This is a genomic window from Parasphingorhabdus sp. NYA22 (assembly GCF_976973735.1).
Map to the genome: position 1 here is coordinate 3,272,883 of NZ_OZ333477.1, position 21,227 is coordinate 3,294,109.

The 21,227-nt window shown below is 57.3% G+C and carries 16 protein-coding genes; 11 read left to right on the forward strand and 5 right to left on the reverse strand.

The window, feature by feature from the left end; all coding sequences use genetic code 11:
- Nucleotides 1-22 precede the first annotated feature (22 nt).
- Nucleotides 23-919 carry a LysR family transcriptional regulator gene (locus tag ACWFTY_RS15600; protein ID WP_447525095.1) on the reverse strand — a complete coding sequence of 299 codons (897 nt, stop codon included), beginning with the start codon at nucleotides 917-919 and terminating at the stop codon, nucleotides 23-25.
- A gap of 102 nt (nucleotides 920-1,021) precedes the next feature.
- Between ACWFTY_RS15600 and ACWFTY_RS15605 the strand changes: the two genes are divergently transcribed.
- The 7 genes from ACWFTY_RS15605 (at nucleotide 1,022) to ACWFTY_RS15635 (ending at nucleotide 9,346) form a co-directional block, all read left to right on the forward strand.
- Nucleotides 1,022-1,519 (forward strand): lactoylglutathione lyase family protein, encoded by a 498-nt coding sequence (locus ACWFTY_RS15605; RefSeq protein WP_447525096.1) that lies wholly within the window; start codon nucleotides 1,022-1,024, stop codon nucleotides 1,517-1,519.
- Between the two features lie 131 nt (nucleotides 1,520-1,650).
- Complete coding sequence (locus tag ACWFTY_RS15610; RefSeq protein ID WP_447525097.1) at nucleotides 1,651-2,325, forward strand: type 1 glutamine amidotransferase domain-containing protein; 675 nt, start codon at nucleotides 1,651-1,653, stop codon at nucleotides 2,323-2,325.
- Between the two features lie 22 nt (nucleotides 2,326-2,347).
- Nucleotides 2,348-2,944, forward strand: a complete 597-nt coding sequence (locus ACWFTY_RS15615) for an SDR family oxidoreductase (RefSeq protein WP_447525098.1) — start codon at nucleotides 2,348-2,350, stop codon at nucleotides 2,942-2,944.
- Between the two features lie 4 nt (nucleotides 2,945-2,948).
- Complete coding sequence (locus ACWFTY_RS15620; RefSeq protein ID WP_447525099.1) at nucleotides 2,949-4,634, forward strand: MFS transporter; 1,686 nt, start codon at nucleotides 2,949-2,951, stop codon at nucleotides 4,632-4,634.
- A complete protein-coding gene (locus ACWFTY_RS15625; protein ID WP_447525100.1) occupies nucleotides 4,631-5,782 on the forward strand; it encodes an HlyD family secretion protein in 1,152 nt (383 codons plus the stop codon). Before ACWFTY_RS15620 ends, ACWFTY_RS15625 begins: the two co-directional genes overlap by 4 nt.
- Before the next feature lie 4 nt (nucleotides 5,783-5,786).
- On the forward strand, nucleotides 5,787-7,184 hold the full coding sequence (locus tag ACWFTY_RS15630) for an efflux transporter outer membrane subunit (RefSeq protein WP_447525101.1): 1,398 nt from the start codon (nucleotides 5,787-5,789) through the stop codon (nucleotides 7,182-7,184).
- Between the two features lie 224 nt (nucleotides 7,185-7,408).
- Entirely contained in the window at nucleotides 7,409-9,346 is a 1,938-nt protein-coding gene (locus tag ACWFTY_RS15635; protein WP_447525102.1) for an AsmA family protein, read from the forward strand.
- Nucleotides 9,347-9,423: 77 nt separating this feature from the next.
- Here the strand turns inward: ACWFTY_RS15635 and ACWFTY_RS15640 are convergent, their stop codons facing one another.
- From ACWFTY_RS15640 to ACWFTY_RS15650, 3 genes are read right to left on the reverse strand one after another with little or no spacing between them, the layout of a single operon-like run.
- A complete protein-coding gene (locus ACWFTY_RS15640) occupies nucleotides 9,424-11,325 on the reverse strand; it encodes an acetyl/propionyl/methylcrotonyl-CoA carboxylase subunit alpha (protein WP_447525103.1) in 1,902 nt (633 codons plus the stop codon).
- 9 nt (nucleotides 11,326-11,334) lie between these two features.
- A complete protein-coding gene (locus tag ACWFTY_RS15645; protein WP_447525104.1) occupies nucleotides 11,335-12,936 on the reverse strand; it encodes a carboxyl transferase domain-containing protein in 1,602 nt (533 codons plus the stop codon).
- Between the two features lie 5 nt (nucleotides 12,937-12,941).
- Nucleotides 12,942-14,105: an isovaleryl-CoA dehydrogenase gene (locus tag ACWFTY_RS15650; protein ID WP_447525105.1), complete on the reverse strand. Its 1,164-nt coding sequence runs from the start codon at nucleotides 14,103-14,105 to the stop codon at nucleotides 12,942-12,944.
- A gap of 108 nt (nucleotides 14,106-14,213) precedes the next feature.
- Here ACWFTY_RS15650 and ACWFTY_RS15655 point away from each other — a divergent pair, with 108 nt between their 5' ends.
- Nucleotides 14,214-15,101, forward strand: a complete 888-nt coding sequence (locus ACWFTY_RS15655; protein ID WP_447525106.1) for a LysR family transcriptional regulator — start codon at nucleotides 14,214-14,216, stop codon at nucleotides 15,099-15,101.
- A gap of 178 nt (nucleotides 15,102-15,279) precedes the next feature.
- Here the strand turns inward: ACWFTY_RS15655 and ACWFTY_RS15660 are convergent, their stop codons facing one another.
- Nucleotides 15,280-16,074 (reverse strand): enoyl-CoA hydratase, encoded by a 795-nt coding sequence (locus ACWFTY_RS15660; RefSeq protein WP_447525107.1) that lies wholly within the window; start codon nucleotides 16,072-16,074, stop codon nucleotides 15,280-15,282.
- A 254-nt stretch (nucleotides 16,075-16,328) separates the two neighbouring features.
- On the opposite strand from ACWFTY_RS15660, the gene ACWFTY_RS15665 reads away from it, so the two are divergent.
- The 3 genes from ACWFTY_RS15665 (at nucleotide 16,329) to ACWFTY_RS15675 (ending at nucleotide 21,227) form a co-directional block, all read left to right on the forward strand.
- The gene (locus ACWFTY_RS15665; protein WP_447525108.1) at nucleotides 16,329-19,535 is read left to right on the forward strand and encodes an autotransporter outer membrane beta-barrel domain-containing protein; all 3,207 of its coding nucleotides are present in this window, start codon (nucleotides 16,329-16,331) and stop codon (nucleotides 19,533-19,535) included.
- 263 nt (nucleotides 19,536-19,798) lie between these two features.
- Nucleotides 19,799-20,314, forward strand: a complete 516-nt coding sequence (locus ACWFTY_RS15670) for an RNA polymerase sigma factor (RefSeq protein WP_447525109.1) — start codon at nucleotides 19,799-19,801, stop codon at nucleotides 20,312-20,314.
- Entirely contained in the window at nucleotides 20,307-21,227 is a 921-nt protein-coding gene (locus ACWFTY_RS15675) for a FecR family protein (RefSeq protein WP_447525110.1), read from the forward strand. Before ACWFTY_RS15670 ends, ACWFTY_RS15675 begins: the two co-directional genes overlap by 8 nt.

The window sequence follows — 21,227 nt, forward strand, 5'->3', positions numbered from 1 at the left end:
ATACCCGTCGCCCCGCAGCCGTTCATTCGCTCTCAAGATTTCCGGAAACGGATTGAAAGAGTTCCGCGATGCGCACAACTCGAGCGGGCAGCATACGACCTCGTCGAGAAATCATCCATAGATCGTGATGCAGCCCTTGGCGAAGCGGAGCGACGCGAAGCTTGTCTGCATCAGGATAGCTGTCGACGCCGCTGCGTGGCAGCAGAGTATATCCGATACCATGCGCCACCGGTGAAGGAATCTGGCTGATCTGGTTGACAAAGCTACGGATGCGCAGACGATCGGATCCGCGGAACTCTTCCGGAAAATTCATCGAGAACAGATCATCAGCATAGGCAAACCCGTCAGGATGCGCGATGAAGCCGAGCTCTTCGAGCGCCTGGAAGCTGATCGGCGATGTCATCGCCCCCTTCGGAATCACGAGGCACAGTTCCTCTTGCCCCAAATGCGCGGCCTCAAGCCGCGGATGGCGCGGATCATGATCCGCAACACCAAGATCAAAGCGCCCCTCCAGCACACCGGCCAGTACCTTGTCCTGCGGGGCTGCCTCAAGCCTAATGGTCAGGCTCGGGGAGGCCTGCATCGCCGACAGGATGTGGGGATATAGCAGCATCGCAAAACTGCCGGAGCAAGCGATGCTCACCTCTCCGACTTCAGGATCGTCGCGCAGGACCGTCTCTTGTAGCATCTGTTCCTCGTCGCGCCTTGCCCGTCCGACGGCAAGAACAGCTTCGCCTGCCGGCGTGGGGCTAAAGCTCTTGCCCTGACGCGAGATCAGCGATTGACCGACTTGCGCCTCAAGCTTCCGCAGATGCTGGGAAACGCCCGGCTGAGTCATATTCAGCAGGCTCGCGGCCTTGGTAAAATGACCGGTTTCACAAAGTACAACAAAGCTTTCCAGCCATTGAGAATTCAACATTGTTCATTACTATCTGTTATGATTAAATATTGAAATGATTATTTCACATAATGAAATGGTCGCCCTATTTTCATCACCACAGAGAATGAAAGGAACCCCACCATGCTACCTACACCCCGCGCTTTTTCCCATATTGGCTTATCCGTCCCTGACCTTGATGCCGCAGTTAAATTCTACACCGAGGTACTCGGTCTCTACACAATAATGCAACCGACCGATGTTACCGAAGACGACAGTGCAGTCGGCGTCATGTGCACCGATGTTTTCGGTCCTGGATGGGGTAGCCTGCGCATCGCCCACCTCGCCACCGCCGATCGTGTTGGAATCGAGATATTCGAATTTCCGGAAAACCACGCGCCTGACAATAATCTGGATCACAAGCGGCATGGGACCTTCCATTTTTGCATTCAGGATCCGGACGTTGAAGGACTGATCGAGAAAATTGTCGCCGCCGGAGGAAAACAACGCATGCCGGTTCGCGAATATTTTCCCGGAGAGAAACCCTATCGCATGTGCTATGTCGAGGACCCGTTCGGTATCGTGTTCGAAATTTACACCCACAGCTATGAACTGACCTATTCCGACGGCGCCTATTCGTAATAGACAGGTTCGATATGATGCGCGGCCCGGAACCTAGGAACGATCAACAGACTCCCGGCCGCGCAACTTAACCGCTAGAAGTGCGTTGTCTGCCAGAAGAGCGATCAAAACAAAAAAATAAGGCAAAAATCATGAAAATCCTAATGGTTCTCACATCGCACGATCAGCTTGGCGACACCGGAAAAAAGACCGGTTTCTGGCTCGAGGAATTCGCCGCGCCATATTATGTGTTCAAGGATGCCGGCGCCGATGTCACACTGGCCTCTCCCAAGGGTGGCCAGCCGCCGCTCGATCCGTCCAGCGACACCGACGACGCCCAGACCGACGACACAAAACGGTTCAAATCGGACGAAGCCGCGCAGGAAGAACTTGCTAATACGGCGGTGCTGTCTGCTGTCTCTGCTGACGGATTTGACGCGCTATTCTATCCCGGCGGTCACGGACCGCTCTGGGACCTGGCGGAAGATGAAGACAGCAAGGCGTTGATCGAGGCATTTGCCGAAAGCGACCGTCCGTTCGGTGCGGTCTGTCATGCGCCGGCGATTTTCAAACATACTAAAAATGCAGACGGCAAGCCGCTGGTATCCGGGAAGACAGTGACCGGCTTTACCAATACCGAAGAAGAAGGCGTTGGCCTGACCGATGTCGTGCCATTTTTGGTCGAGGACATGCTGAAAGAAAATGGCGGCGACTACCGCAAGGGTGATGACTGGGCCTCTTTCGTTGTCGTCGATGGCAAGCTCGTGACCGGCCAGAACCCGGCATCATCGGCAGAAGCCGCGCGCAAGCTGCTTGACCTGCTATAAACCGAAATAAACGGAGCGACTTATGAATATTCTTATCGCCGGTGCGACCGGCAACACCGGGCTACGGCTTGTCGAACAATTGAAAGCCAAAGGCCATTCCCCAATCGCGCTGGTCCGCGAATCCTCGGACACCAGTTCCTTGCCTGCGGACGTAGCGCAACGCCAGGGCGACCTGACCGACCTGCAAAGCGGCGTCTGCGATGGTTGTGACGCAGTGATCTTCGCTGCCGGATCGGGCGGTTCCACCGGCCCTGAAATGACCGACAAGGTCGACCGCGATGGAGCCAAACGGCTGATTGATCTGGCCGCCGACGCGGGTGTTTCGCGCTTTGTCATGCTGAGCAGTGTCGGCGCGGACAATCCGGATCCCGAAAGCGACCTTGCGCATTATCTGCAAGCCAAGCACGAGGCAGACGAGCATCTGAAAGCCTCCGGCCTCAGCTATGCCATCGTTCGCCCTGTCAGCCTGACCGACGATGACGGCAACCGCGATATGCTGTTTGGCGATGACGTCGATCCAAAGGGGAAGGCAGCGCGCGGCGATGTTGCTGCTGTGCTGGCAAATGCGGTGGACGATAGTGAATGGACCGGCAAGGCCCTGCTGATGCAGTCTGTCTAGGTCGGTGTCTGACAACCCGGGTCTGACGGACGATAGTGCGGGCTATAAGTTCAAGCAGCACGAATTGCCGATCCTGCCGGGGTCGCCTGCCAACCCGGACCATCCCGCACGTCGCAAACTGGCCTATCTGGTCATAGGTCTTTTTCTGGGGCTCGTCGGAGGAGCCCAGAACGGCTTCCTGCTGGCCAACACCGCCGCACTTCAGGGCGAAATGGCGCTGACCCCGGTGCAAGCCGGGTGGATTAGCGTGGCTTTTTATTCGACCTATGCCTGTATGAGTATGTTGCTGTTCCGCGTCCGGCAGGAATTCGGCATCCAGCCGTTTGTCAAATATGCCATGATCGGTTTGGTCGCGGCCAATTTCGTTCAGGTGCTGGAGCTCGGCTATTATCCCGAAATTGGCGCACGAGCGATGGCCGGGATCGCCGCTAGCGGCCTCTCCGCGTTGTCGATCTATTATCTGATGCAGGGGTTGCCGGCATCTGCCCGGATCGGCTCACTCATTCTCGGTATCGGGCTTGTCCAGACGGCCTTCCCGCTAGCGCGCGCCATATCCCCCTATTTGCTCGTTGACGGCAATATCAGCCGCGCTTTCCAGCTGCAATTCGGCCTGTCGATAATTTCGCTTGGCGCGGTCTACCTGTTGCGCCTTCCCATTGGTTTCCGGAAGCAGACATTCGAGAAGCTTGATTTTCCCAGCATCACATTATTCTTGATCGGCGTGGCAGCATTGCTGGCCTTCCTGATTCAGGGACGCATTCAGTGGTGGGACGCCAGCTGGCTCGGTTGGGCACTTGCGGTCGCCATCCTGTGTCTGGGCGGTTGCCTGATGATCGAGATGAACCGGCGAAGCCCGATGCTCAACACGAGCTGGCTTTCGAGCCGGGCAATCTTGTCCCTTGCGATCACCGGCGCGGGAGTGCGGGTACTTGTTGCCGAGCAGAGCTTTGGCGCGAGCGGGCTGTTCTCGGCGCTCGGCTATGGCAACGAGCAACTGACCGGCTATTATTTTATACTGGCCGGAGCGACCGTTGCCGGCAGCATCCTTTCGCTCGTCCGCCTGGATCCAAAAGACCTGACCCGGCCGATCCTGTTTGCCATAATGGTCATCGCGATCGCCGCATTTGCGGATACGCGAACCGGTATCATGTCCCGTCCCAGCGACCTTTACTGGACCCAGGCCGCCATCGGTTTCGCTGCGGTTTTCGCCATGGGTCCGGTGATGATGGAAGGCATGTTGCGCGCCCTTGCGGCTGGCCCGGCCTATGTCATCAGCTTTATCGCGGTATTTTCCCTCTCGCAGACCTTGGGTGGTCTGGCGGGCGTATCTGCGCTCTCGGCCTTCCACACGATCCGGCTCAAGACGCACCTGATCGACGCCGGTGCGACGCTTACTGCGACGAACCAGCAGCTTGCCGGTGAAATCGGGCAATTATCGACAGGTTTTGCAGCGACTATTTCTGATCCGGTGCTACAGCAGCAGGCGGCTGCTTCGCGCATCACCCAGGAAGTCGGCCGTGAGGCAGCGGTATTGGCGTTTAACGATGTCTTTTTCCTGATCGGGAGCCTCGCTTCCATCGCCTTTGTTGTGGTGCTAGTGCCCTGGGTGATCAATCGCGTCCGCGGACGAAACCCACTAAGCAAGGAACTCGTTTTTCTCGAGAATATGACCGCCAGGAGCAAACGATGAATCAGCAAGAAAATAACGGCCATCCTGGCGCCGGGGATCCGGAGATGGAAAATAGTCCCGCTACGGACAACGTGCCCGAATCTGCTCCCGAAGAAGAGGGTGGCTGGAAACCCAACGTCTCCCGAAAAAAACTCGCGCTGGGCATATTCGTGATATTCGCGGGCGTATTGATAGCGCTCTTTGCCTGGGGACTGACCCCATTCAACAGCGGCAATCAAACGACCAACAATGCCTATGTCCGCGGTATGACCACAGTGATCAGTCCGCAGGTCTCCGGCTATCTCACTGAAGTGCCGGTGAAGGATTTCCAGCGGGTGAAGAAAGGGCAATTGCTCGCCCGGATCGATCCGGCGCCCTATCGTCAGCGTCTGCAGCAGGGGCGAGCAAATACCGCAGCCCAGGCCGCCAATCTTGCCAACAGCCAGCAGAGCCTGCGCTCGGGTCAAGCACAGATGCGTCTGCAAGATGCCTCTGTTGCCGCCGCCCAGGCAGGTCTGCAGAAAGCACAGGCCGATATGCGGCGGATCGAAGAACTGGTTGGTGAAGGATCAGTGTCGCTCCGCGAAAGGGATCAGGCGTGGGCAGCGCTGAAGCAGGCAGAAGCGGGCGTTCTGCAGGCCAAAGCACAGCGCGCGATTGCGGCCGAGCAGGTGCGATCGGTTCAGGTCGGGCGCGGCGCGCTCGAAGCGCAGGTTCAAGGCGCTGATGCATCGGTCGAGCTGGCGGAAATCGAACTGTCCCGCACCAATATCCGGGCACCCCGCGATGGTCGACTGAGCGAAATTTCAGCCCGTCTGGGTCAGTTGGTAACCGGCGGCACCCAGTTGATGTATCTCGTCCCCGACGATCTCTGGGTCACCGCCAATTTCAAGGAAACCCAGACCGCCAAAATGGCTGTTGGCCAACGGGCTACATTGACGGTCGATGCGCTCGGCGGAGAGGAGCTGACCGGCACGGTGCAAAGCATCGCGCCCGCCGCGGGCAGCGAGTTCAGCCTGGTCAAGCCCGACACCGGCGCTGGCAATTTCGTCAAGGTCCCGCAGCGTATTGCAGTGCGGATAAAGTTCGATCCTGATCAGGATCTGGTCAAGCGACTGGGGCCCGGAATGTCGGTCATCGCCACAGTGCATACGCAAAAAGGGAAGTGACCCGATGATCCTGTCATCTCGTCTCGTTCTGGCTGCAGCCACGCTGGCTGGTGCACTCGCGCTCGGCGGCTGTGCGCCCACTCTGAGTCCTGTGCCCGCGTCAGCCGCCGTGCAACCGGCTCTCGAATGGCGGACCGAACTACCGGCCACAGAAAAGCTCGAGCATAGTTGGTGGCAGAGATTTGGCGATGCCCGGATGGTGGCGCTGGTCGAGAAAGCGCGAGAGAATAATCCCGACATTCTACTGGCCGCCGCAAGGGTGGAGGAAGCCCGGGCGACGGAAGCCGTGTCACGCTCACTGTTATTGCCGACACTTGAAGCCGGAGTGGCGGGAGGCGCGCAACGTGAAGTGTCGGCCTTTGGCCAAGGCCAGAACTCGCTGGTCGCAGAGCCCGCCTTCCGCGCATCCTATGAAGTGGATCTGTTCGGCAAAAACCGCGCAAATATAGATGCGGCGCAGGCGGGTGTCGCTGCAAGCGAGGCAGCCCGGGAAGCTGCATTGCTGTCGGTCAGTGCCGCGACGGCGAGCAGCTATGTCAGTTTGCTGGCGCTCGATGCCCGCCGCAAGGTCCTGAGTGATACGCTGGAACTGCGCGCACAGGCACTGAAATTCGCCCGAGACCGGGCGGAAGTGGGCTATACATCGCAGCTCGAATGGCGCCAGGCGCAGGCGGAATATCAGGCGACCGCGCAGTTGGTGCCGCAGATCGAGGCGCAAATCGCGCGGCAGGAAAACGCCTTGTCTGTGCTGACCGGTGAGATGCCCGGTGACATCATTCGCGGTGGCTCGCTTGCCGACTTGCAGCAACCATCCGCTCCCGATGTCATCCCATCTCAGCTCTTGCGGCTGCGCCCCGATATCGCGGCGGCGGAATATCAACTGGCGGCATCTGACGCACAAATGCGAGCGGCGCGGGCAGGCTTCATGCCGAGCCTTGGACTCAGCGCATCGGCTGGCGCGGCAATCTCCGATCTCTTGGGCGACCCGATCTCGATATGGTCGATCGGTGGCAGCCTGCTCGCGCCAATCTTCAATGCCGGCCGGCTACAGGGACAGTTTGACGCCGCAACCGCACGGCGCGACCAGGCCGCCTTCGCCTATCGCTCGACCGTGTTGAACGCCTTTCGCGAAGTCGAAGACCGGCTAGCAGTCGTCGCCCGCCTCGGCGACCAGCAACGCGCCGTGGAAGCCCAGCGCGCCGCGGTGGCCGATGCCCTGCGGCACGCACGGAACCGCTACCGGGCCGGCTACACGCCCTATATCGAGCAAGTTGATGCGCAGCGCAGCCTGCTTGGCGTTGAGCTGTCTCTGGTTCAACTGGAAGCCGACCAGATCAATGCGATAATCGGCCTGTATCAGGCAGTCGGCGGAGCGCCCGATACTCGAGCAGCGGTCGATTGAACAGCGGGACAATCTGGAGCAATCGGGCTTTACGCAACCTTTGCCTGTTCAGGACGTAATTCACACAATGCAGGACTATGTGCCAACAATCGGCCATAGATGCAGGCATCAAACGGGTGGGCATGAAGCATAATAAATCCATATCGCGAACGTCGGACAAACCGGCAAACATTGATATAGTCGCGAACTATTGCTTCCGTGCAAAATCGGCGGATCTTTAATCCATGAACGATACGGCACAGGGATCTCCCGCATCTCCCTATCGGCGAATGCGCAATATTGTCGCAGTAATCCTCGTCATCCTGATCTTGGCAACATTGCTGCTGGGCGCCGTTCCAGCGAGCATATTCAAAACCGTGATCAGCGAAAAACTGCAGGGCGCCTCGGATCGCGAAGTCGCAATCGGCTCTGTCAGCAGGGACAGTTTTTTCTCCTACACCCCCGTCATCACCGTCCACGATGTGCGGGTCGCGCAACCGGCTTGGGCGGGAGAAGGCGATTTTCTCAAATTGAAATCCATATCGGCGCGGGTTTCCGTGCTGGATATGCTCACGGGTAGCGCAAGGCCTGATCGTCTTCAGGTCAACGGGCTCGAGATAGCGCTAATCCGGGACAAGGAGGGCCGCAGCAACTGGAATGATGAGGATAGCGATGACGACAAAAATGATCGCGGCCCCGTCTTAACCGATCTCGATGTTACCAATTCTCATTTCAGTTTTACAGACCACAAACGCGACCTGTCGCTTGATGGTCCAATCTCCGTCAGTTTAAAACACGGCCTGCGCGCCGAGGGCAGCGGGACATTCTTGAAATCGAAAGCAACCATGTTGTTCACCGGTGGCGCCATTGCCGGTATTGATCCCGAGGCTGATTATCCCTTTGCGGTTTCACTACAATCACCAGCCCTGAAACTGACGGCCAAGGGCAACATGCAGGGCGTATTGAACACCGACCTTTTCTCCGCCTCGCTATCTGCCCGAGCGCCAACGCTCAAAAATCTTGACCGGATTATCGAAGCAGGCCTGTTCGGGACCCAGAAGATCGATCTGCGCGCCGATATCCGTCACAAAGACAAGGACTGGTTTGTCGATAAATTGAGCGGGTCGATCGGGCACTCGAACCTGTCTGGCAAAGCAGATATTTTCAAACGCGATGGCCGGACCAAGATTGACGCCAATATAAAATTCGCCACGCTGGATTTCGACGATCTGGCCGATGATGCCGGCCTCGCAAAAGCGGCGGCTCTGACCCGGCGCATCGGTCCCCGGGTGCTTCCCAACACCCGTATCAATCTATCGAAAATGGGGCCGACTGACGGGCAGATGGTCTTCGCGGTCGACCGCCTGCTCTCCCGGCGAGATACTGTATTTCGGCGCGTGCAGGGCAAATTGTCACTGGATCACAAGCTTATCAATATCACAAATCTGGTTATCGGGCTGAAAAGCGGTCGAATGACCGGCAGCGTCCAGGTCGATCACCGCAGCGGCGCACCGAAATTGTCGACGGATCTGACGCTGACGGGCGCTTCCATCTCCGACCTTATCGGCAATGGCGACATCATAACGGCAACCATGCGGGGCCGGATCAAATTATCCGGTACCGGCGACACCTTCAGGGAGGCTTTGGAAAAAGCCGACGGCAAAGCCGCGATGGTCGCCTCGGACGGCAGTGTCCGCGCCACTGTCGCGCATGTTCTTGGACAGAATCTTGGAGGTGCCGTCGAGGAAATCATCGGCGATCCGAAAGCGAGGGTTCCTTTGCGTTGTCTGGTTGCCAATTTCGACGCACGCAACGGGATTCTGACCCCGTCACCTCTGGCTATTGATACGAAAGTATCGATCGGACGCGGCGAAGGGCGGATCACTTTGAAAGGCGAAACCATTTCTCTGATATTGCGCGGCGGCGCGAAGGGAAAAAGCGCATTGCGGATTGTCGACCCGATCAGGATTTCCGGAACCCTCAACGCTCCGGACGTTTCCGTAGCCGGGCTTGGCAAGGCCAAGGATGCCGAAAAGCCGTCACTCGGCGATGTTCTGAAAGTCGCGACAAAGTCTATCGGCAGCGCCCTCGGGATCGGCGACAGCGACGAACAGAAAAAGGCTTTCATTCAAAAACCGAAGTCGCTGAATTGCGATGCCATCGTCGCCGCAGCGATGCGTTGATTTCTGAAGGAGACCATATCCTCGCGCTTCGATTGCGCTTGACGGGATCGGTAATCCAGAAAAGCACCCAGTGACCTTTACTCCTCCGGCGCCTTCTCCGGAGCCTCGATGCGGACAAGCAGAGCATCATGGGACACTTGATCGCCAAGGGCCGGGCCTATTTCGCGCACAATGCCATCGAAGGGAGCGGTGATGCTATGCTCCATCTTCATCGCTTCCAGCACCATCAGCTTTTGTCCAGATGCTACGGTCTCATCCAAGGCGATTTCGATGGAGATTACCTGTCCCGGCATCGGAGAGAATATCTCCCCTGCGCCCGCTTCGGCCTCGCTATCATTGTCAAATCGGGGAATAGTGAAAAGAAACGGCTGTCCGTTTTGAAAAACCAGATGCCCTGCACTTACTGCAAAAGTTTCCAACGAGGCCTCGTTGGAAATATCCACCAGTCGACGATCTGTTTGATCGGAAATCATGATCGCCGATTTAGGCGAGGCATTTAACCGGAACCCGGACAGACTACCAAACAAGGACAAATTGTCAGAATGCTTGTCCAGTGCCAGCGCTTTCGCCGCAGCAAGCCATGAATCGTCCGATGCCAAAACAGGTGGGTGCAGATCATCGGCGCATTGCTCGATAAAGCCTGTAGTCATCTCCCCTCTGCGAAATACCGGATGATTGCAGTAATTTATCAGAAAGCCGGCGTTGGATTTGACCGGCCAAATCCTGAGTCCATCCAGACATTCCGACAGCGCATCCAAAGCGGCATCCCGGTCATCCCCATACGTTACCAGCTTTGCGATCATCGGATCATAGAAAGGCGAAACTTCATCGCCTTGCTCGACTCCCGTTTCAACGCGCATGCGCGAACCCGCATCACCGCTTGCAAAGCTCAACAATTCCAATCGCCCGGTGCTGGGAAGAAAACCGTTCAGCGGATCTTCCGCATAGAGGCGCGCCTCGACGGCATGGCCGGTTATTGATAGTTCATCCTGCGTTTTCGGGAGTGTTTCACCGGCAGCTACACGCAATTGCCATTCCACCAGATCAACGCCGGTAATTTCTTCCGTCACCGGATGCTCGACCTGCAAACGGGTATTCATTTCCATGAACCAGATTTTATCGGCACGCAGGCCTTCACGGCCATCGGCGATAAATTCGATCGTGCCGGCGCCCTCATAGTCAACCGCTTGCGCTGCCCGGACCGCTGCACCGCAGACCGCCGCCCGCGTTAACTCATCCATGCCGGGTGCCGGCGCTTCTTCGATCACTTTTTGATGGCGCCGTTGCAACGAGCAGTCACGCTCGAACAGATGTACAACATTGCCATGGCCATCACCGAAGACCTGCACTTCTATATGCCGCGGACTTTCAATCCATTTCTCGATAAGCACGATATCGTTGCCAAAGCTCGCCTTAGCCTCGCGCTGGCAGGACAATAAATCGTCGGCAAAGCTGTCGGCGGCATCGACTTTGCGCATGCCTTTTCCGCCGCCGCCCGCAACCGCCTTGATCAGCACCGGATAGCCGATTTTCTTGGCCTCCTGTGCGAGATGGTCCGGGTCCTGATTATCACCCATATAGCCGGGCGTTATCGGCACGCCGGCTTCGTCCATCAGTTTTTTGGCAGCATCTTTAAGGCCCATGGCGCGAATGCTGTCGGGCTTCGGTCCCACCCAGATCATACCGGCATCGATCACTGACTTTGCAAAGTCGGCATTCTCGCTGAGGAAGCCATAGCCGGGATGGATGGCTTCTGCGCCGCTTTGCATAGCTGCAGCGATGATCTTTTCGCCGATCAGATAGGATTCTGCCGCCGGTGACGGCCCAATATGAACCGCCTCATCGGCCTGGCGCACATGCAATGCACTGGCATCCGCATCGGAATAGACCGCAACCGTGCGGACGCCCATTTTGCGGGCGGTTTTGATTATCCGGCAAGCAATTTCGCCGCGATTGGCAATGAGAAGAGATTTGATCATGTCTGGCCTCTACATCCGGAACAGGCCGAATTGCGCCCTGTCCTCTATTGGCGCGTTTAAGGTTGCGGCGAAGGCCAGACCCAGTACGTCCCGGGTTTGTGCCGGATCGATAATGCCGTCATCCCAGAGCCGGGCCGTTGCAAAATAGGGATTGCCTTCATCTTCATAGGTCTGCCGCACAGGCGCTTTGAAGGCCTCGACTTCCTCTTCGGACCATTTGCTGGCATCCCTGTGGACGGTGGCGAGCACGCTGGCGGCCTGTTCACCACCCATCACGCTGATCCGGCTATTGGGCCAGCTGAACAGGAAGCGGGGAGAATAGGCGCGGCCGCACATGCCGTAATTGCCGGCTCCGAAACTGCCGCCGATCATGATGGTGATTTTTGGAACCTGGGCCGTCGCCACCGCAGTAACCAGTTTCGCACCATGTTTGGCGATACCTTCCTGTTCATATTTACCCCCGACCATGAAGCCGGATATATTTTGCAGGAACAGCAGCGGGATTTTACGCTGACAGGCCAGTTCGATGAAATGCGCGCCTTTTTGGGCGCTTTCGCTGAACAAAATGCCGTTGTTAGCGAGGATGGCAACCGGCATACCGTGGATATGGGCAAAGCCGCACACCAGGGTTGTACCATAGAGTGCCTTGAACTCGTGAAACTCGCTGCCATCCACCAGGCGAGCGATCACCTCCCGCACTTCATAAGGCGCGCGGACATCGTCGGGGATGATGCCATATAAATCAGACGCTTCATATTTTGGCGCTCGACTATCCTTCAACGAGATGTCGGGTGCACGGTTTTCCGGCAGAGTGGAAATAATATCACGGACGATCGTCAGGGCATGTTCATCGCTATCGGCAACATGATCGACGACGCCGGACTTCTTGCCGTGCATATCGCCACCACCCAGATCCTCGGCACTGATCTCTTCTCCAGTAGCCGCTTTCACAAGCGGCGGGCCGGCGAGGAAAATCGTGCCTTGATTGCGGACAATGACGGTCTCTTCCGACATGGCTGGAACATAGGCACCGCCTGCGGTACAACTCCCCATGACACAGGCAATCTGCGGAATTTGCTTCGCGCTCATATTGGCCTGGTTGAAGAATATGCGACCAAAATGGTCCCGGTCCGGAAAAACTTCCGCCTGATTGGGCAGGTTCGCACCGCCGCTGTCGACAAGATATATACAGGGCAGCCGGTTCTCGAGCGCGATTTCCTGTGCCCGCAAATGTTTCTTCACGGTAAGCGGATAATAGGTACCACCCTTAACGGTAGCGTCATTGCAGACGATCATCACATGCCGACCGGACACCTGCCCCACGCCAGCAATCATTCCGGCCCCCGGAACGGCGTCATCATAAAGGCCATTGGCTGTGAGCTGGCCGATTTCCAGAAATGCAGAGCCCGGATCCAGTAACCGTTCTACGCGATCCCGCGGCAACAGCTTCCCGCGCGAAACATGGCGGTCGCGGGATTTTTCCGAACCGCCCAGCGCATTGGTCGCAACCTTGGCGCGCAGCTCTTCGACAAGCGCTTTGTTATGCGCGGCATATTGCTGAAAAGTCTCGTTTTCAGCGCTTATTCTGGTCGGGATGATCGGCGCAGTCATGGCGTCTATGCCCCCCCGATCAATTCGCGGCCGATCAGCATGCGGCGGATTTCATTTGTGCCGGCGCCAATGTCCATGAGCTTGCTGTCGCGCCAATAACGTTCGACCGGCCAGTCGGTGGTATATCCGGCGCCGCCAAGGGCCTGAATGGCCTCCTCCGCCACCCGAACGCTATTTTCACTCGCCAGCATCACCGCACCGGCCGCATCAAAGCGTGTGGTTTGCCCGGCATCGCAGGCCTTGTTGACATTATATACATAGCTGCGCGCGCTATTCAGCCGCACATACATGTCGGCAATCTTGCCCTGCATCAGCTGGAATGCTCCGATGGGTTTGCCAAATTGCTTGCGTTCACGAACATACGGAATGACCGTGTCGAGACAGGCCTGCATTAGCCCGAGCGGGATCGCGGCCAATACGGCGCGTTCATAGTCGAGACCCGACATAAGCACGCCAACGCCGCCGTTGATCGGTCCCATGACATTTTCTTCGGAAACCTCGCAATCGTCAAATACCAGCTCTGCGGTAGGACTCCCTTTCATGCCGACTTTCTGGATTTTTTGCCCGATGGAGAACCCCTTCATGCCTTTTTCGATCAGAAATGCTGTAATTCCGCCCGACCCCGCTTCGGGGCGGGTCTTGGCGTAGACAACCAGTGTATCGGCACAACTGCTATTGGTGATCCAGAATTTTGTCCCGTTCAGGACATAGCCGCCCTGCACGGCTTCGGCCTTGAGTTTCATCGAAACAACATCCGACCCCGCGCCCGCTTCCGACATCGCCAGCGCGCCGACATGCTCGCCGGAAATGAGTTTCGGAAGATATTTGGCTTTCTGTTCCGGCGAGGCCCAGCGACGGATCTGATTGACGCATAAATTACTATGCGCTCCGTAGGACAGGCCCAGAGCAGCACTGGCCCGGCTCACTTCTTCCACAGCAATTGCGTGCTCTATATAGCCAAGACCCAACCCGCCGTCTTCTTCCTCGACCGTGATCCCGTGCAGGCCAAGATCACCCATTTGCGTCCATAGCTCGCGCGGAAACCAGTCCTCCCGGTCCATTTTTTGCGCCAGCGGCATGATCTTCTCTTCGGCAAACCGGCGCGCCGTATCGCGGATGTGATCGGCCATTTCGCCAAGCTGAAAATCAAACTGGGGAGTTGCGAGCATGGGATCCTCATCCTTTGGTTATTCTGGCAATTTCCAGAGTCCCTCACATACCCTTTATCTATCCATGCATAAAATTGATTTTATGAGAATTTGGTATAGGAAAGTTTTATGATCACACGCACCCAGGTTCGGCAATTCCTCGCTGTCGTCGACGGCGGTAGCTTCACGCGAGCGGCCGCGCTGATCAATGTCACGCAACCGACATTATCTACCGGTGTCGGCGAGTTGGAAAAGCATCTTGGTACAAAGCTTTTCATTCGCGAAAAGCGGCGCATTCAATTGACCGAAGCCGGAGCCAAGTTTCTGGTTCACGCCCGCAAAATCCAGCGGGAGTTCAGGCTTGCCGAAGACGAGACCGTAAAATCCAGTCCTCCGCAAAAGGCAATCAAGCTCGGGGTTCTGGAGAGCATCGCTTCGCACATATTGGAACCGATAATCGCGGATTACCAGAGCCAGGAGCATGATAATCCGCTTTCCCTATTGGAAGGCAATGTCTCCGAACTACAAAACGCTCTTGCAAAAGGAAGGATCGATGCCGCCATCACCATTTCACCGGCAAACATCTCGACAGGACGCATAATTCCCCTGTTCGAAGAACCCTATTTGTTGATGGTGTCGAGCTTGCACAGGATTGCTGACCGGCCAATCGTATCACCGGAGGAAGTCAGCAGCGAGACAATGATCGCCCGACGTTCTTGCGAACTTCTGGCCGAAACGAGCAAGTTTTTCACTTCGCACGGCGCTCGCCCGCCCTTCAGTCTGCGATCACCTCATGATGACCGAGTCATCGCCATGGTGCGCGCCAATCTGGGGATTACCGTTGCGCCGCGGTCGCATCAGACCAAAGGCGTCTCCGCTATCCAGCTCGAGGGTTTTTTGCACGATCGAACCATCGCGCTGGTTCTTGGCGACAACTGGATGCGGAAATTCGGATCGGACCATGTTCTGGTCGAGTCAATCAAGCAAAACCTGGAACTTTCACCAGCCATTTCGTGAAAGATACTGACCGGACGCATCTACAAAGGTCAGAAAGCGTCAGAAGCACGTCTCGCGGCCTTCGCCGGCAAATCAGCCCCGAAGATTAAGGCGGACTGACATAACGCGAGAGGCCGGCCTCTCCAACGGTAAAGAAAAAGTCGCAAGGTGGTGGATAGCCCTATCCTTTGACTGTGCTCTATTCGTCGGCCAACCAGCTCGGTTTCCGTTTTTCGAGAAACGCGTTTATTCCTTCGACCGTGTCGGCTTCGAGCATGTTCTCGGTCATGACCTTGGCGGTATAATCATAGGCGTCACTTAAATGCATGCCCTGTTGATGGTTGAATGCCTTCTTTCCCAAGGCGATTGCAGATGGCAATTTCCGCGCAATGATCCGAGCCATGGCCAAAGTTTCATTTTCCAGCTCTTCCATTGGAACAGCCCGATTGACGAGCCCGATTTCCGCCGCTCGTCCAGCACTGATGAAGCCTCCGGTTGCCAGCAATTCAAACGCCTGCTTTTTCCCGACATTCCGGGTCAGAGCCACCATCGGCGTTGAACAGAATAAGCCGACATCAATGCCGTTAACGCCGAATTTCGCAACATCGGCAGCGATCGCCAGATCGCAGCTCGCTACCAGCTGGCATCCGGCCGCGGTAGCCACCCCCTGGACCTGGGCGATTATCGGCTTGGGGTGTTCCACGATTGATTGCATCAAAGTCGAACAATTGGAAAACAGCTCCTGATGAAATGCGCGACCGCCATCCGCATCTTTCGTCGCCCTTGCCATCTCGCGAAGGTCATGCCCTGCGCAGAATGCCTTGCCATTGGCACGTATGATAATGACCCTGACTTGTTCGTTTTCGGCAGCACCTTTTAACGCATGTCCCAATTGGCCCAGCATCTCGGAAGATAATGCGTTATAATTTTCCGGTTCGTTGAGAGTGATTATGCAGATCGCGGAAAGCTGTTCTTTTTCAATCAGCGCTTTCAATTCAGCCTCCTTCTTCGGGTTCCCTGAGTAGTAACGCATTTAGTGAATCGAGGAAAACATAACCTATCCTTGTTCAGCAGATTTACCTCATGTGGGCCAGCAGAACAGGCCGGTCATCCTCCCCTGACCTTCCGCGCAGAAACAGATGCTGCCCGTTGAAACAAAAAAACCGGTCCCGGCCAAGGCTGCGGCAGAGTGACTCCGTCTTGTGTTTGTACAGGGAAATTCGTCCCGATAATCGCAAGAGGATCTATATGCGTAAATATCTACTCGCGTCGACCTGCCTGGTCGCTGTCATCGCCATGCCCGCACAGGCGGAAACAACCATCGAAACGGCTACTACCGCACCGGTCCGCACTTCGACGATCGATGCCGGGGCCGCCGACGACATCAAGATCACGTCGGCCGGGTCGGTCAAGACGACGTCGGGGGTTGCCGTTACCGTCGACAGCGACAACACGCTGGTCAACGAGGGTACGATAGAGATCAGCAATGCAGACAATACGACCGGTATTCTCGCAAATGCCGGCGTCACCGGTACGATTACCAATAGAGCGACCGGCAAAATCATTCTTGATGAGCCATACGCCCCCACCGATTCCGACAATGACGGTGACATTGATGGCGCTTTCGCGATCGGCACCGGCCGGACAGGCATTGCGACCGCTGGCGCCTTTACTGGCAATATCACGAATAGCGGCGCCATCACCATCGAAGGCAATGACTCGGCCGGCATTCGTCTGGGCGGCACATTGACTGGTAATTTCGTACATGACGGTACAACAAGCGTGCTGGGTGACAATGCACTGGGCGTCGGCATCCAAGATGTTGACGGCGATGTCCGGCTCGCCGGTACAATCAGCGCGCAGGGTGTTGATGCGGTAGCGGCGCGGCTCGACGGAAATATTGACGGCGCGCTGGTTGTACAAGGCAAGCTCGAATCCTCTGGCTACCGCTATGTGACCGCGCCTGCAGATAGCTCCAAACTGGATGCCGACGACGTGCTCCAAGGTGGTCCGGCACTGTCAATTGCAGGTGATGTCACCGGCGGCATCATTCTCGCGGTACCGCCAAAGGATAACAGCACGACGGACAATGATGAAGATGATGACGGCATCGAAGATTCCAAGGAAGGCTCCGCACTCGTCCGCTCCTTTGGCGCTGCGCCGGCGATGCGTATCGGCGATAGCAGCAACGCCGTGACAATTGGCGCGGTTGCCGGAACCGGCACGGGCTTTGGTCTGGTCATCGATGGCGGCATTCTGGGCAGCGGTGTCTATTCCGGCATCAACGCCAGCGGTCTGCAAGTCGGTGGGCTTGGCGGTGCGGTCACCATAGAGGGCGGCATCGGCATCGGCGCAACTGGCTCGGTCAAGGCTGTCTCAAATGGTGGTTCGGCAACTGCCATTCAACTCGGTTCCGGAGCCACTACACCGGAAATCCGCAATGCCGGCACCGTCGAGGCGACCGGTGGCAGCAGCGCAACATCCATCAGCACGGCCCTTTCAATCGACGCTGGCGCAGACGTCCAGACCCTCCGCAACAGCGGTACCATCGGTGCCAAAGCAGGCGGCGATGATGCGACTGCGATTGCGATTCTCGATACATCCGGCACCGTGGGCCTCATCGAAAACAGCGGTACAATCACTGCCACCGGTGCGCTCGCGACATCGGACCGCAATGTCGCTATCGACCTGTCGGCAAATGGCTCCGGTGCTACCGTGCGCCAGACCGCTGTAGCCGCGACAGCCAATGCTCCTTCGATTATCGGTAACGTTCGCTTCGGCAGCGGAAACGACATATTCGACATCGCCGATGGCAGCGTAAAGGGCAACAGCAGCTTCGGCACGGGCGACAACCAGCTCAATTTGTCGGGTGATGCCGTGTATACCGGCAATACCAGCTTTGGCGCAGGCGCGGACACGCTGGCGCTTGCAGGGACATCTGTGTTCAACGGCAACGCCGATTTTGGCGGCGGTGCGGACATGTTGACGCTGTCCGACACGTCCCGTTTTTCCGGATCGCTTACCAATGCACAAGGTCTCGGCGTGACAGTATCAGGCGGCACGTTCGACGTGATCGGCTCTGCCCAAATCGCTTCACTCGCGGTTACCGACAATGGCGTGCTCGGCGTGACTCTGGGCGGCAGCAACGACACGGCCCTGCAGGTATCGGGGGGCGCAAGCTTTGCGACTGGCTCGAAACTCGCGATCAAGCTGTCCAACGTTCAAAGCGCCGAGGGCGACCATGTCGTGGTGCAGGCAGGCACGCTTGCCGGTGTCGACAATTTGACCGCCTCCACCACGCTTCTGCCCTTCCTCTATAAAGGCTCGCTTAGCTCAAACGCCAATCAGCTAATCGTCAGTGTCGCCCGCAAGGATGCGACAGAACTCGGCCTCAACCGGTCCGAAGCCAGCGGCTTTGGCGCAGCATATGCGGCATTGGTCGACGATGAAGATGTCGAAGCTATTTTCCTGGCGATCGCCGACCAAGAACAGTTCCGCAGCCAGCTCCGCCAGATGTTGCCAGAGCACGAAGGCGGCATTTTCGAGAATGTCACGGTGGGATCACGCGCGATGGCACGGTTCCTTGCGGACCCCAAAGGGCCGTTCAAGGATGAAGGCAAATGGGGCTACTGGGTTGCGCAGGCTGGCTGGGGTAGTTCGAAAAGCCTTGGCGACACGGCTGGCTATGACGTCGGCGGCTGGGGCATATCGGCGGGCGCCGAACACAAGACCGACATCGGCAATTTCGGTGCCTCTGTCGGCTATCTCAACGGCAAAAACGAGAACAAGAGCAATGGGAATGAAGTCTGGTCAGAACAATGGGAACTGGCGGGCTATTGGCGTTTGACCTCGGAAAACTGGCTGGCGCACGCCCGTGTATCCGGCGCGAAGATCGACTTCGACGGCTATCGCTATTTCATCGGTGAACTCAGTGGCGAAGAGATCATCAAGACGATGACGGCTGATTGGGATGGCACATTATGGTCTGCATCCGGTGCAGTCGCCCGTGACATGCGCTCGGGCAATATCTCGATCCGCCCGACAATTGCAGTGGACTATTTCAAGTTGAGCGAAGACGGCTATGCTGAAAAGGGTGGCGGTGACGCGCTCGACCTGACTGTCGCAGACCGCAAGAGCGACGAGCTTGCCGTTTCGGGAACAGTCGCGATCGGGCTCGATCTCGGCGGAGTTGACCAATATGACGGTTGGTATCGCCTTGAGCTGGAAGCCGGGCGCCGGGAGATAGTCGGTGGCTCGCTTGGCGTTACCGTTGCGCAGTTCGAAAACGGCTCGCCCTTCACTCTTGTTCCCGAAGAACGCAAGAGCGGCTGGATCGGACGCTTGCGCGCCGTTGCCGGAAATTCGGGTTTTCAAATTGGTGGAGAAATATCCGTGGAAGAACAGCAGAGCCACGCCGCCGTTGCGGTGCGCGCCAGTCTGCGAGTCGGGCTATAACAATACCGCGCCGGCGAAACCGCAAGGGAGGAAGGGTAGACCCCCATTTCCCATTCCTCCCTTACCTTCCCAACAAGAAGCAGATGGAGAAAGACATTTTTGCTACCCCTACCTCGATCAGCGCTCGCCCGTCCATGCTGCTATTGCGTGCTGCAATGCGGTTGCTATATATCGCGCCGGCGGGGGGCGCACGCGATGGCCGATTCAGACAACGGTTCGTCGGGAAAAACAAGCACCAAGGCCGAAGCGAACAATTCATGAGCATGGCGGAGAGAAAAGTTGAGACCGCGCGTGGCATCGAGGCCGTGCTTCTGGCCAATCGCGAAAAGCTGATCCGCTTTCTGGTCGCCCGTGGTGCCGGAGACAGCGCTGAAGACGTGTTTCAGGAATTGTGGGTCCAGATTGCGCGGTCTCAAACCGGGCCGGTGGCACACCCGCTTTCCTACCTCTACCGGGCCGCCAACAACTTGATGCTCGACCGCTACCGGTCCGCACGGGCTGCCGAGATAAGGGAGAAAGCCTGGGGTGAACATGATAGCGCCCGGGTCCATCCATCGGTTGAACAATCGCTTATTTCGCGGGAGGAGCTAGCTCGCGTGGACGCAACCATTAACAGGCTCGGCGAACGTCCCGCCGCCGCCTTCCGCTATTTCCGCATCGAGGGCATAAGCCAGCGTGACATCGCAGTCCGGCTCGGCGTCAGCCTGAGCACGGTCGAGGCAGATTTGCGCAAAGTCTATAAAGCGCTTGCCGCAATGAAAGGGCAAATCGATGAGTGATCACACGCCTTTCGCGGTTGAAGCGCAAGCGCTGGACTGGATAATCCGGCAACGCGATCCTGCCTTTGACGATTGGGAAGATTTTACCGCGTGGCTGGAACTGGGCACGGACCATAGCGCGATCTATGACCGGCTTGCCAGCATCGACGCGGATACCGGCGATTTGCCCGAACCTGCCGAGGAAATTGCGTTTACCAAGCGGCCAATTCTCGCTGACCGCAGGACATGGCTTGGCGGCGCTATGGCAGCTGCGCTGGTCGGTATTATCGGTATCTCCATGTTCAACAATAGCGCTACGCACATCGAAACCGCTGCCGGGGAGCACCGGACGGTGGCGCTCGCAGATGGCTCACGGATCGAGATCAATGGCGGAACCGTCATTGAACTGGACGAGGACCGGCCACGCTTCGCCCGGCTCGAAAGTGGTGAAGCGATGTTTCATGTGGTTCACCGCGAGGGCGATCCGTTTCTGGTGGAGGCTGGCAAGGCAAGGCTTGTCGACATGGGGACCGCCTTCAATGTCATTCGCCGGCGTGACGCGCTGAGCGTCGCTGTTTCGGAAGGTCTGGTCCTCTATAATCCGGAGCGCGAAAATATCCGGCTGGATGCCGGTTTTGGTATCGAAGCGTCGGATGCAGGCGGCCCTCCGCAAGTTCAGGCAATCGACGCTCTCAGCGTCGGTAGTTGGCGCAAAGGCCAGCTTGTCTATAATGGTACGTCCATCGCACAAGTCGCCGAGGATCTTGGCAGGACGGCTGGCCTGACAATCATTGTTTCGCCCGACGTTGCATCGCTGCCGTTCCGCGGCGCACTGCTGATCAGTGATGACCAGCAGCGGGTGATTGATGATCTCACAGCGCTTGCCGGCATAAATGCAGAAAAACAAACTGAAGGATGGTTGCTGACCCGCTAA

Bases quoted from the DNA above. Each gene is read 5' to 3' on its own strand.
- ACWFTY_RS15600 (WP_447525095.1), bottom strand. From the start codon at position 919: ATGTTGAATTCTCAATGGCTGGAAAGCTTTGTTGTACTTTGTGAAACC.
- ACWFTY_RS15605 (WP_447525096.1), top strand. From the start codon at position 1,022: ATGCTACCTACACCCCGCGCTTTTTCCCATATTGGCTTATCCGTCCCT.
- ACWFTY_RS15610 (WP_447525097.1), top strand. From the start codon at position 1,651: ATGAAAATCCTAATGGTTCTCACATCGCACGATCAGCTTGGCGACACC.
- ACWFTY_RS15615 (WP_447525098.1), top strand. From the start codon at position 2,348: ATGAATATTCTTATCGCCGGTGCGACCGGCAACACCGGGCTACGGCTT.
- ACWFTY_RS15625 (WP_447525100.1), top strand. From the start codon at position 4,631: ATGAATCAGCAAGAAAATAACGGCCATCCTGGCGCCGGGGATCCGGAG.
- ACWFTY_RS15630 (WP_447525101.1), top strand. From the start codon at position 5,787: ATGATCCTGTCATCTCGTCTCGTTCTGGCTGCAGCCACGCTGGCTGGT.
- ACWFTY_RS15635 (WP_447525102.1), top strand. From the start codon at position 7,409: ATGAACGATACGGCACAGGGATCTCCCGCATCTCCCTATCGGCGAATG.
- ACWFTY_RS15640 (WP_447525103.1), bottom strand. From the start codon at position 11,325: ATGATCAAATCTCTTCTCATTGCCAATCGCGGCGAAATTGCTTGCCGG.
- ACWFTY_RS15645 (WP_447525104.1), bottom strand. From the start codon at position 12,936: ATGACTGCGCCGATCATCCCGACCAGAATAAGCGCTGAAAACGAGACT.
- ACWFTY_RS15650 (WP_447525105.1), bottom strand. From the start codon at position 14,105: ATGCTCGCAACTCCCCAGTTTGATTTTCAGCTTGGCGAAATGGCCGAT.
- ACWFTY_RS15655 (WP_447525106.1), top strand. From the start codon at position 14,214: ATGATCACACGCACCCAGGTTCGGCAATTCCTCGCTGTCGTCGACGGC.
- ACWFTY_RS15665 (WP_447525108.1), top strand. From the start codon at position 16,329: ATGCGTAAATATCTACTCGCGTCGACCTGCCTGGTCGCTGTCATCGCC.
- ACWFTY_RS15670 (WP_447525109.1), top strand. From the start codon at position 19,799: ATGGCGGAGAGAAAAGTTGAGACCGCGCGTGGCATCGAGGCCGTGCTT.
- ACWFTY_RS15675 (WP_447525110.1), top strand. From the start codon at position 20,307: ATGAGTGATCACACGCCTTTCGCGGTTGAAGCGCAAGCGCTGGACTGG.